The organism is Lacicoccus kunmingensis DSM 17847 (assembly GCF_059568765.1).
Map to the genome: position 1 here is coordinate 142,862 of NZ_JCANUC010000006.1, position 12,456 is coordinate 155,317.

The window sequence follows — 12,456 nt, forward strand, 5'->3', positions numbered from 1 at the left end:
ATGCATGTGAATATACTGGTCGCGGGCGGCACGTACATGAATCACATGACGAACGATACCGGCAAAAAACAATTTACGATGGTCGGCGGAATCACTGTGGCACGTCTTCTCGGCAGATATTCAAAACATGATATCTACCTCCATACAAATATGAGCAGCGAACAGACGAAACTTACCAAGAGCTTACAAAATTCACTGCATACGGATTATGTGAATACCGAGTATGTGGAAAAGGTCTCCGCACCGTTCGGCATCCTGCATGACACGCGCATCGACGCATTCGGCAATACGTTTGAAAGTGCGAGAATCCATAAGAAGAATGATAAGTTCTTCCGGGATTTCGATGCATTCATTTTGACAACCGACATGAACCAGCGGGACTTCCGCTACTTCAGGGCTTACGCACACAACAACGATATACAGGTCATCATCATCACATTCGGCGAGTACAGACTGGCTTCGGACCCGCTCGACACGGTCATCACACTCGACAATGAAGGGGACGACAAACTGCCGCTCTATCATCTCGAGCTGAAAGAGATCCACAAAGCACTGCTCGACATTAAAATAAAAGGCGCACCGCTCATCACGATGCAGGTGCTCGATAAGGCGCCCGTCAGGCGGACGACAGTCAGACGCCAGTCGAAGCTCATCGGGCAGATGGTTTTATTTGCCGGGATACTTGCACTGACGATCTTCATCATTATGAGCATCTTCCAATATTTCAGCGGAGACCCGCCGACAGAACGGGCGGATATCGACTGGAAGGCACCGGTCGAACACGCGGAGTGCGGGACGGTCGAAGAATGTACAGCACTCGGGGATGAGTATTTGGCCGAGCTCGAAGACCATATAGATATTTCGCAGGAACCGTATATATTTTTTGAAAACCGGCCGCGCCGGACATATCAGGATTATGATGTGAACGGCGGGCTGACGCTTATAGAGGAACACCGCGAAGTGCCGGACAGTGCGGCACCGTACCTCGCATACTACGAGGAGTTCGACGCGCTGTTTCCGGAAAGGTACACCGACGCAATAGACATCTACCGTCTGTTCTCGGACGGTGAGGGCAATACGCTCGCGTACGTCGACATCAGCGACGAGGAGATCATCTTCGCCATGGACTTCAGGGACAGCGGCAACAAGGCGGCACGCTATCGCACGCTCATCCACGAGTTTGCGCATATCTACTCGCTGCCGCCGGAAGATTTCGATTCGGACTGCACGCCGCAGACATCGATGGACTGCATGCTCGACGGCACCATGATGGCGGACTACACCGAGCGCTACTGGAGCCGCTACGGGGATGAGTGGCTGGAAAACCGCTACAAGTCGCAGTACGAACGCGATGCGTTCTTCTCGCACAACATCAACGATTTCTACGTGCCGTATCAGGCGATGAACCCGAAAGAGGACTACGCCGTGACATTCACGATGTTCGTCACCCGGGAAATACCGGCCGAAGACAGCACCGGACTGAACAACGTCAAAGTGAAGTCGATGTATGAGACACCTGAAAACGTCGCTTTAAGAGTCGATATTTTACAAAATCTGCTTGAACTGGAAAGGGCATCTTCATGAAAATAAAAGTCAAAATTACAGAAACGGGCAGACCGTTTGAAATCCATTATGTCGATGCCGAAGCGGAATCGACCGTGGACACATTTTTAAACGGCCTGGTCATGAAAAAACTGATCCACGTCCATGGCATGAATGATTTCACATGCAGCGGGTATAAAAATAGTGAATTAAAATTTCGAAAAATGAGAGAATTATTCTCTGCGGACAGCAAAGTAAAGCTCACATCTCCCGGCACAACATTAACGCTCACATTAAAGGACGGCGCCGAAGAACAGATCCATCACTGGCTCCTCGATTATTCAGAGTTCATCAAGATGGCCCATTACTACTATGATACCGCCCGGGATACGACAATCGCACCGGGCACGGTGTTCTTCATTCAGCACAATTATGATAAAGTGCTTGCCCGCTATTCCGACCGTCAACTGGATTTTTATTATATGGATAATAATTTCAATGCAATGATGGAACAGGCGTCGCCGGATATGAAAATTCATTTCAAGGCGCGGGACGAATTGTCTAAAGACGAGCTGAAGTGGATGCGCAGTATTTCTTTTCCGGACAGGTTGCCGAAAAACCCGGTTTTGGAAGGGACAGAAATAAAATCCCAGCAGGACGTCGATGAGGCGACTGTGCTGCTGCACCGGATCATCACAATTATTGGCCGTTTTCAGCGTGCCGGTAAGCCCCTCGCACGTTCTGAAACACATTTTCCGGCCTACGTGCAGGTCGGAGAAGAGGTGACCATCGGATATGTGGATCTCAAGCAGCTGGAAAAATTAAATGAATGTCAAAATTAATGTTGTGCGCAAAGTAATTATGTGTATAATAAAATTATGTTGACAAAGATAGGGTGAAATATATGAGTGGAGTAAATACACGTCATGTATGTCGTCATATTTACCTGGTGAATGCGAAAATCGATCATCTGACATCGTTCAAGACAGATGAAGGCCGCATCTCACGCGAACAGGTCTATATTCTTGAGATTATTGCAGAAGAGCCGAACATCACGCAAAAAGAATTAATATCGAAGATGAAAAAAGAGCAGACCGCCGTATCACGGGCTGTCCAGAAAATGGTGGATTATGGATATATCCATAAATCACAAAGCAAGGAAGATCTGCGGGCAACATACTTGCAGATCAGTGATAGGGGTCTTGAACTGATCGATACTCTAGATGTTGAAATATGCGAGCTGACAGACGACTTACTGAAAGATTTATCTAAAGAAGAAGTTAAAAGCTTAACTGAAATACTAGAAAAGATTCATCACTAATGAAAACAGAGGCCCGCGAGGTCTCTTTTTTATGGAAAATAAAGAACGAATCGCCGTTTGGTTGCGGCACCTGTCGGCTGAATGACCCTTCCCAGCGCTCTGGACGGCCCGTTAGAAGCTGTATGGCTCCTCCCACCACCTGGGACGGCCCGTTAGAAGCTGTACGGCTCATCCCGCTACCCGGGACGGCCCGTTAGAAGCTGTACGGCTCATCCGACCACCCGGGACGGACTGTTAGGTGGACATAACCTCCATAACAAAAACCCGCAAGCCGAGACTCCCGGGGTCACAATCGCCCCAAAGTTCAACGTACGGGTTTACTTATTCAACGAGACTTGTACTCAAGCTTCACTCAAATCTACAGTTCTCTCACCATATACTTATGCGGTATGCCGGCATCATCGAACTCATCCGACGCGACCTCATACCCAAGCTTTTCATAAAACGGAATCGCGTGAACCTGCGCACCGAGCTTCGCCTTCAAATGCCCTGCGCTTCTCGCATGCTGGTGCACACCTTCCATCAAATCATAGCCATATTTCTTGCCGCGGTGATCTTTCAATACCGCCATTCTCTCGACTTTGACGAGACCGTCATCAATCGGACGGTAGCGGACCGTGCCTACAGCCTCGCCGGCATCATCGAACAATACGAAATGCGTGCACACATCTTCATACTCATCCACTTCGATGTCCGGTGGGACTTTCTGTTCATCGACAAACACTTTCATGCGTATATCGAGACACTGGTCATACAATTCTTTCGTATCTGCTACTTTTATTTCCATCTGATCACCTACATTACATTGAATTTTTACGTCTGATTGCTGTAAACTGCCAAAATATCTGAAGATGCTCCAATCCCCAGAATTCAAGACCAAGGGACAAGGCGGGCTGCGTATTGAACTTCATGTTCGAACTTTCCGCAGCGGCGAGGGCGATGTACTGATAATGCGGCTTCAAACTTTTGAATGCCTCACTCAATCGGCCTTCCTCGTTTTTCACCCAGTCCATCGGATGGATCAGTTCGAATATATCCACCTTGTTGAAAACCTGCGGCAGGCTCAGTATATAACATGCCGCATCGACTTCAGGGTTCGTCAGCGCCTCGCTGAAATAACCCCGGATGGATAAAAAGTACTCCTTATGCGAATGGTCGTAGTAGTGATATGAATTTTCAATTTGCGGCTGATTGCTGTTTTTGATCTGCGCTTCCAGATAATCGAACATCTCATTGATATTCGTTTCTTTATCGTAAGTCTTTCTCATACAACAACCTCCTCACTCAATAATTAGTAGTTGCCCGCAGGTTCTTCGTAATAAGGGTCGGCCGCCGGTTCCTCGTAGTACGGATCTCCGGCAGGCTGCTCGTTAACGCCCTGGTTCTGGTTGCTCTGTTCATTTTGCGGCACCTGCTGCTGCGGCTCCTCGTAATAAGAATCACCGGCCGGCTCGTTGGTACCTTCATTCACACCGCCGCCGTTACCACCATCACCGCCGCCATTTCCATCAGCACCATCACTACCATTACCGCCAGCACCATCACCATCTAAATCATCTTCACCTTCAACACCGATATCCTCATGGTCGAAGTCCGGAATATCAAAGCCGTCACCATAAGGATTCTCATAATCTTCACCCATCGCAGGATGCTGCTGCTCCGGCACGTAATCCTCCAGTAAATAATCCTCTACATACTGATAAGGTTCGAAAATGCCTTCAAGCTTCAAGTTGATCAAGTCGTACGGCTCGTTTTCTTCTATATCCAATATATCACGTAAAGTGTTGGATATCGCGAGCAAATGCTCCGGATCGGCGAGGTAGAAATAGGCGCCGTTCCGTTGATACCAGAAGTCCTCACCGACGATCTGCGTATTGTCGAACTCGATCGTATTGAATGCGTAATACGAAGCCAGATCGCGGATCGTATCGGACGACATATCATGACGCACATTATCCGCCACGACTTCGATCAGGTCATCGATCTTCGTCAGAGCCCCGGTCGATTTGGCCTTCTGCATGATCGCCTCGACCATCTCAAGCTGACGGTTGCCGCGTCCGAGGTCGGTATCGACATCACGGTTACGGATGACGCCGAGTGCCTCCTCACCGTTCAGCGTCTGTTCACCTTCCTCGATTTCAATCGTACCTCTATCCACAGAAGTCGGCGACTCCATATCAAACGGCACATCGAAATCGACACCGCCGAGCGCATCGACCACATCAACGACCGCCGGCATGCTCACCCTGATATAATAGTCCACCGGCACATTGAGCAGGCTCTCCACTGCGAGCATCGAACTCTCCGGTCCGCCGTTTCTGTGTGCATGTGTAATTTTATCGTAATAATTTTCGTCAGGGAAATACGTCAGTGTATCCCTTGGAATGCTGACAAGCTTGATATCGTCTTCGTCCTTGTCGAACGTGGCAAGAATCATCGTATCTGTCCTGAAATCACCGGACTCGAGATCTTCCGACTCGCTCCTTGTCTCGGATTCATCGATACCCATGATCAGCACGGTAAAACTGTCGAGGTTAGGGTCCACCTCTTCCATTCTTAAATCCGAACTTTCCCGGTCGGTGGCTTCAAAGGAATCCGAAACACCCTGCTCAAACGTGTTGAAAAGTCCGTAAATATAAATCCCGACGGCAACAAGGGCGACGGTCAGTACAATGAATGCACCGATGATGAATTTTTTCATTAGAATAACCTACTTTAATTTAAATTTATTGGGAATGACATAAAAAGACGAATAATCTATAATAATAATATGTAACTTTAAGTATACCAATCATTTATTTTATAATCTTTTAGAAATAATTACAATCGATAATGACAACTTGTATAAAAATAGGGGATAAGTTTATGGCAAATGTGACGATGTTCGTCTGGAACAACTTCATCAACGACGCAAGAGTACTCCGGGAAGCCGACGCACTCACCGAAATGGGCCACACCGTGACCATCATAGCAAAGCGCGAACAAAATGAAATGAACCTGCGTCCTGCTGAAAAAGTAAGGGACGGCATCTATGTAAACAGAGTGACGAAAATTGAACTGCCAAAGTGCATTTTAAGGAAAATAAAGTCTTCTGTCCTTTCGAAACACCTCCCGAACGCGCTTTTGATGTTCAAGATGGTTTTGCTCGGGAGAAGGACAGATACCGATATTTACCATGCCCATGACCTGAATACGCTCATGCAGGGAATCATGAGCAGCAAGCTGAGATTGAAAAGGAAGCCTTTGATATATGATTCCCATGAAGTGCAGACTTCAAGGACGCATTATTCATTCGAGAAAATCTACAGGCTGGAGAAATTCCTGCTCAAGTTTACCAACCATACGATTGTGGAGAATGACACAAGGGCTGCATACCACGAAGATCTGTACGGTACAAAACCGACGGCGGTACATAACTACAGCGAGCTGTACGACATAAATCTCGTGGACGAGTTTCCGATCAGAGAGACGTATAAAATACCCGGAGACGAGAAAGTCGTCCTGTACCAGGGCGGCATGCAGGAGGGCAGGGGCCTGTTCAAACTGTTGGACGCTTTCAAAGACATTGAAGGCGCGAAACTCGTCATGATCGGCGACGGCAAGGAACGGCTGAACCTGATCGATTACCATAAGAAAATTGGACTTGAAGACAAAGTAATCTTCATCGACAGAGTGCCGTATAAGGAATTGAGGAGATATACAAAAGCTGCAGACATCGGCATCCAGTTCCTAGAGAACACCAACTTCAACCATTATTCCGCATCTTCCAACAAGATGTTCGAATATATAATGGCCCACGTGCCCGTCATCGGTTCCAGACTACCCGAGATAGAAGCGGTCATCGACGGCCATGAAGTCGGCCTGACCGTCGAACCGGAGAACACGGAAGAACTTAAAGAAAAACTGCAGCAGCTCATAGATGATGATAACTCGAGAAATAAATTTGAAGAAAATACCAAGGTAGCAAAGCATATATACAACTGGAATAATGAAAAAGACGTACTGAAAGCTTTATATAGGAAGATTAAGAACAAAACATAAAATTATTTTTACTGTTTAATCAGCTTTGACTAACGGAAATTTTAATCGAATTTTAATTTATATGCCCATGTGTGCTAAAATTAAATAACATACATACTTTGGACATATTTATAAAAATGATGGGATACGACTATGAAAATATTACTGATTACACAAAACTTTTATCCTGAGATCGGCTCCGGTGCCAATCGCTTGAAAAATTTATATAAACATTTGTCAAAAGATAATGAGGTGGAAGTGCTGACCACTGCACCTACATATCCTAACCAGAAGCTTTACGAGGAAAAGAAGTACTGGAATGAGCCTGAAATTGACAAATCTCCAGAAATTTTAAGACTGAGAATGCGAATTGATAAGCAGTCGAAGTCTCTAAAGATGAGAGTACTGTATTATTTGGAGCTGGCATATAAAGTCTGGTTATATGTAAAGAAATATCAAGTGGATTATGATGTGATATACGTTACATCACCAAATATTTTTTTGCCATGGGCAACTTTCTTTTCACAGAAGAAACATAAAGGTGTAAAGAGAATTCTGGAAGTCAGAGACTTATGGCCGGACAGCGTCAAGGAAATTGAGAAATTAAAAATCAATATATTCTTTCCGATACTGAAGCTCATGGAAAAACAGATTTATAAACTGGCAGATAAAATCATTGTAAACAATGAAGAATTTAAAGATCATATTTTGAGAATCACGCCTAAAAAGAAGATATTATATTTACCGAATTCACTGCAAAGAAGTGAAATTGATTTTAAAGAAACGAAAGATGAATTCAAAGTCATCTATACGGGTAATATCGGTCTGGCACAGAATTATGAACAGATTAAAGAAGTGGCAGATTATTTAGAAAGCAGCAAAATCATATTCAATATCATCGGTTATGGTGCATATGCACATGAACTGAGAAATCTTATAGAAGAGCAGAATATGAAATACGTCACTTTTTACGATGAAAAAAGCAGGGAAGAATGTCTCGAATTGACGAGAGACCATAATGTTGCTTTATCTTTGCTTAAAGAAAGTGAAGTCTTTTTAAGAGTATTACCCGGTAAAGTCGTGGATGCGATAGGATCGGGCGTTCCTGTAGTTTCAAACTTGAGCGGTTATTCAGCGGACTTGATCAACCACAGCAATGTCGGTTTTTCAAAATCCAAAGCGACAACTTTGGATATCATTAAAATGATTAAAGAGATAAAACAAAATCCTTTACTCGAAAAAGAAATGAGAGCGAACGCGAGACAATTAACAGAAGAGCTCTTCATATGGGAAAATAACATAGATTCTTTGAACAAGTTTTTGAAAGACTGACAAATTAGGAGAAATAATATGAACTATTTATATGGGCTCTTATCATACATATCTTTCAAATTGAATATGCCGACTTTTGCGAGAGGATTCTTCAAAAAAAGCCTGTCGATGAAAATAGGGTCAAAAGAACCTGGAATCAGTCTATACTTGAGAAGTTCGAATCACGCACCGATTCTTGAAATCATTGAGCGGAGCAATGTCAACAATCAGTACCAGGCTTATTTGAAGGCGATGGTGCACAGACATGAAAGGAACTATAAGAAAGCGTACCGCTATATTGCGAATGATAATAACCCGGATATTCTGAATCTTAAAGTCCGTCTGCTCTATAACCTGAAAAATTTCAAAAATATCGTGGCACTGTCAGAGCAGGGCAACGATGTATTGAAACATTTAACTGAAAGCCAGCAGCGTACTCTGGTTAAGTATTTGGCATCTAGAAACAATTTTGAAGATGCCGAAGCATTGTTTAAAAACTCTTCTGTCAAAAATGATGCATTATTCGAAGATCTGGAAGCGGCTAAAGACGATATTTTCTATAAGTACAATTGGAGACAATACAAAGATAAAATATTGGATTTGAATGAAGAATTTACAGATATAAAAGAATATAAGGCATACATAGATGATCAGAATGAACAGATGCAGGGACTTGGATATGTTTTGATCATCAATCAGTTTTTCGAGAAAAACGATATGGAAAACACTCTGAATGAGAATTTTGTACCATACATAAATGCTGAACAGACATTGCTGCAGTACATAGATCCGGCAGCAATATACAAACTGCACTTCAGTTTTCCGGACGAATCGGATGAATCCATACAGCTGCAGAATGCATTGAATCAATTATATATCGGGGAGCAGTCACAAAAACTCATTCATGATATTGTTCAGAAACTGCATAAAACACAGTTGACCCATCAGCATATATTCTCTATAAGAAGACTGATCATTGAAAAACGTTTGAAGTTATCTGATGACTCGGTCGGTGAGTTATTCAAAAATGGACGTAAACTTGAACCTGTATTTTATAATGTGAATTTATTTACCGATGAATCGAACAAAAAAGAAGTAGATAAATTCATACATGAAGAATTTGATAAAAAACAACAAAAAAGAATTTATAATTTTGTCATAAAACAGCTGAACAGTATTGATGATACAAACATTCTGCCGATGTATATTATGAGATATCTTGAGAAAAATGATGTTAAGATGTCTCACGGCATTGTACTGGCCAAACAATACTATTTGACCGATCAGCATGAAAAAATAACATCACTGTTCAAAAACAGAACGAAAGACCGCCAATTAAAAATGCATGTACAGCTGGCGAAATTTCTGTTCAATACTAAAAGATATCAGCAGTCATTGTATGAAGCAGAAAAAGCCTATGAGATAAAACCTAATAATCCCGATGTATTAAGAGGTTTGATCAGAGCCCATCATATACTCGGTAATATAACTGAAAGATATGAATTCTTGGTAAAGCTTAAAAGGATAAATCCAACAAGGATATTCCCGGGAGAATTTAAAATGGCCGAACAGGAGTATCAGCTTCTTAATAAAAATTGGGAATTACCAGTTGAATTAATCGAGCCGGTTATAGAGAAGAGAAATGATAGAATACTATTCGTTTTAAACAAAGCCCTGCCAGCTGTGAATGGATATACTATCCGTTCTAATGAAATTATAAAGCGAGTAAAAGAAAGCGGATATGAACCGATTATTGCAACAAGGTTAGGCTGGTCACCTGTACATGAAAGTTATGAAATACCTGAAAAGCCGATTAATGATGTTCAGACATACTATATAGATAAATCAGATAGGTATTTAACGAATAAAACACCAATTTTAAATTATTTTGATGCTTACGCAAAAGAGATAAAAAATATAATCAAAAAGGATAAACCTGGCATCATACATGCTGCGTCGAATTATCAGAATGCATTACCTGCACTCCAGCTGGGCAGGAGTCTGGGCATAAAAACCATCTATGAAGTAAGGGGCATGTGGCATCATACCCAAAGCTCTAAAATCACCGGTTTTCAGAATTCAGACCGCTTTAATCTGCAGGAACAACAGGAAATCCACTGCTGTGAAATTGCTGATGAAGTGTTTTGTATCAGTGAATCGTTAAAAGTTTATTTGATAGAACATGGCATTGATGAGTCTAAAATTACAGTCATCCCAAATGGGGTAGATACTGTTTCGATTGCTCCAATGGCCGAAAATGATGATATCATCCGAAAATATAATTTGAAGAAATACCATGTGCTTGGCTTTATCGGCTCCATCACAAGCTATGAAGGTTTAGATTTAGTGATTAAAGCACTGAAGGACTTGAATGACAGAATGGATTTAGACAAGAAATTCAAGCTATTGATTGTTGGAGACGGACAGTACAGAAATCATTTACAGTCATTGACTGAAAAAATGAATTTACAGGATTATGTAGTTTTTACGGGAAGAGTGTCACACGAAGAAATATCCAAGTATTATTCAGTGATTGATGTTGCTCCATTTGCAAGAACAGGAGATTTGGTGTGCCGGCTGGTTACGCCGTTAAAAACCTATGAAGCGATGGCAATGGCTAAAAAGGTGATTGTCAGTAATGTCGGCGCGCTTCAGGAAATGGTGATTGATGGCGACACCGGTGAGATATTTGAAGCGGAAAACCTTGAAGAGTTAAAAGAATCGATTATAAAGATTATAGATAACAAAGATATTGGTGATAATGCAAGAGAGTGGGTAGGAAACAATAGAGACTGGTCTTCAATAATATCAAAAGTATTGAATGTATATAGTTAAACTAAAAAGACTTCCATAAAAGAATTTTGTCTTTGATGGAAGTCTTTTATAATTAAAAAATGTGTTTTGTGTAGTACTGACCTTTAATGCCTAATGTATCGTAATAGGACTTTAGATTACGTGCGGTTGCGTAAGCCCAGTTAACATCAGTAGCATACTGATAAGTACCAGGGTTAAGAGGATTCCATCTCATAGAGTAAAGGGTTGTCTGTCCTCTGTTGAAATAATTTCTAGCGATAAACTGTGCACCGCCGATAATTGCTTTTTCTGGTGTATCCCAGCCCATTTGCTGAGCATATCTAGCACCACCGTTTATTGGGTTACTATCAACTGCACCAATACCGTACATATTATAGTAAGTTTTACCGTCCAGCATTACTCCTCTTGCTAGTTGGCTCTGTCCATGACCAGTCTCATGAATGGCATGAGAGATGAGGTATACTTCGTTCACTCCATGTTGTTGTGCTGCTTGTACAAAGCTTGCACCTTTGCTTGATAGAATGCCTTTACCACTTAACAAATTCTGATTGATAACAGAACTGCTGATACCCTGTGCACGATCTAGGTTGAGGAACGTGTACATCCACTCATCGGAGGTTTGATGAGATGTATCTAAATAATGCCTGACTTCATTTCTTGTGGCATTTCTCCAGCCACCGCCGTTAGCCCAAGCTTGTGGTTTGGCATTTAAGTTCATTTGGGTATTCAGAACTTGATTTAAAGATTGATTATATCTCACTGTATTTACCTCGATTTGATTTGATGGAGGCGAAGGCAGATTCGTAGTTAAATATTTATCTTGAATCCATCCATAATCGTTACCAATGTTGCCGTAATAGAAAGTCAGTGCACCAAGCTTAATTGATTTTTCTGCATTGAAACTTGAATTGTAATTATACTGATTTAACTTTTTAACCCGTTGTTTAGAAGTGCCCCAAGGCTCATCAAGCAAATACTGGCTCCGATTATTTGAATTAATATAATAATTTCTACTATGGTCTATTGGAGTAGTATGGTGGAACAAATTCAAATCCTCTTCTTTCATCCACCCTTGCGAAGGTCCGTGGAATCCATCAAGTACACGATAATAAGTGGTGCCATCATAATCTGCTTGGTGATCGATAAATAATGTCTTGTTTAGAAAATTTTGAGCGGATACAGACTCTCCGCGGCTGATTGAACTGTAGAAGCCTGAGTTATTACTGCTTTTAATTTTAGAAGCATATTGAGTACTGGTATATAAAAGTGTCTTGAGATTTTCTAAGTGATTATCCTGTATCCATCCAGAATCATTACCGATGTTGCCGTAATAGAAAGTCAGTGCACCAAGCTTAATTGATTTTTCTGCATTGAAAATGGCGTTGTGATCGTATTGATTTAGCTGTTTCACTCGTTGGTTTGACGAGCCCCATGGTTCATCAAGTAAA

Annotated in this window: 10 protein-coding genes; 6 read left to right on the top strand and 4 right to left on the bottom strand. The window is 42.3% G+C overall.

Going from position 1 to position 12,456, the window contains the following annotated elements; genetic code table 11:
- The first annotated feature begins 6 nt into the window (after positions 1 to 6).
- The 3 genes from BO48_RS08315 to BO48_RS08325 all read left to right on the top strand — a co-directional run bounded on the left by BO48_RS08315 (position 7) and on the right by BO48_RS08325 (position 2,863).
- A complete protein-coding gene (locus BO48_RS08315) occupies positions 7 to 1,584 on the top strand; it encodes a hypothetical protein (RefSeq protein WP_496366972.1) in 1,578 nt (525 codons plus the stop codon).
- Complete coding sequence (locus BO48_RS08320; protein WP_496366973.1) at positions 1,581 to 2,384, top strand: hypothetical protein; 804 nt, start codon at positions 1,581 to 1,583, stop codon at positions 2,382 to 2,384. Before BO48_RS08315 ends, BO48_RS08320 begins: the two co-directional genes overlap by 4 nt.
- A gap of 62 nt (positions 2,385 to 2,446) precedes the next feature.
- On the top strand, positions 2,447 to 2,863 hold the full coding sequence (locus BO48_RS08325) for a MarR family winged helix-turn-helix transcriptional regulator (RefSeq protein WP_496366975.1): 417 nt from the start codon (positions 2,447 to 2,449) through the stop codon (positions 2,861 to 2,863).
- 358 nt (positions 2,864 to 3,221) lie between these two features.
- Here the strand turns inward: BO48_RS08325 and BO48_RS08330 are convergent, their stop codons facing one another.
- Genes BO48_RS08330 through BO48_RS08340 form a run of 3 tightly spaced genes read right to left on the bottom strand, consistent with a single transcriptional unit; the run spans position 3,222 to position 5,564 of the window.
- A complete protein-coding gene (locus BO48_RS08330) occupies positions 3,222 to 3,650 on the bottom strand; it encodes a GNAT family N-acetyltransferase (RefSeq protein ID WP_496366976.1) in 429 nt (142 codons plus the stop codon).
- A 13-nt stretch (positions 3,651 to 3,663) separates the two neighbouring features.
- The gene (locus BO48_RS08335; RefSeq protein WP_496366977.1) at positions 3,664 to 4,131 is read right to left on the bottom strand and encodes a DUF2538 family protein; all 468 of its coding nucleotides are present in this window, start codon (positions 4,129 to 4,131) and stop codon (positions 3,664 to 3,666) included.
- A 23-nt stretch (positions 4,132 to 4,154) separates the two neighbouring features.
- Entirely contained in the window at positions 4,155 to 5,564 is a 1,410-nt protein-coding gene (locus BO48_RS08340) for an LCP family protein (RefSeq protein ID WP_496366978.1), read from the bottom strand.
- Between the two features lie 164 nt (positions 5,565 to 5,728).
- Between BO48_RS08340 and BO48_RS08345 the strand changes: the two genes are divergently transcribed.
- The 3 genes from BO48_RS08345 (at position 5,729) to BO48_RS08355 (ending at position 11,029) form a co-directional block, all read left to right on the top strand.
- Entirely contained in the window at positions 5,729 to 6,904 is a 1,176-nt protein-coding gene (locus BO48_RS08345; protein WP_496366979.1) for a glycosyltransferase, read from the top strand.
- 132 nt (positions 6,905 to 7,036) lie between these two features.
- The gene (locus BO48_RS08350) at positions 7,037 to 8,215 is read left to right on the top strand and encodes a glycosyltransferase family 4 protein (RefSeq protein ID WP_496366980.1); all 1,179 of its coding nucleotides are present in this window, start codon (positions 7,037 to 7,039) and stop codon (positions 8,213 to 8,215) included.
- A gap of 18 nt (positions 8,216 to 8,233) precedes the next feature.
- The gene (locus tag BO48_RS08355) at positions 8,234 to 11,029 is read left to right on the top strand and encodes a glycosyltransferase (protein ID WP_496366981.1); all 2,796 of its coding nucleotides are present in this window, start codon (positions 8,234 to 8,236) and stop codon (positions 11,027 to 11,029) included.
- A gap of 52 nt (positions 11,030 to 11,081) precedes the next feature.
- On the opposite strand, the gene BO48_RS08360 is transcribed toward BO48_RS08355, so the two are convergent.
- Positions 11,082 to 12,456: glucosaminidase domain-containing protein (locus tag BO48_RS08360; RefSeq protein ID WP_496366982.1), on the bottom strand; the 1,375-nt coding region annotated here is incomplete at its 5' end.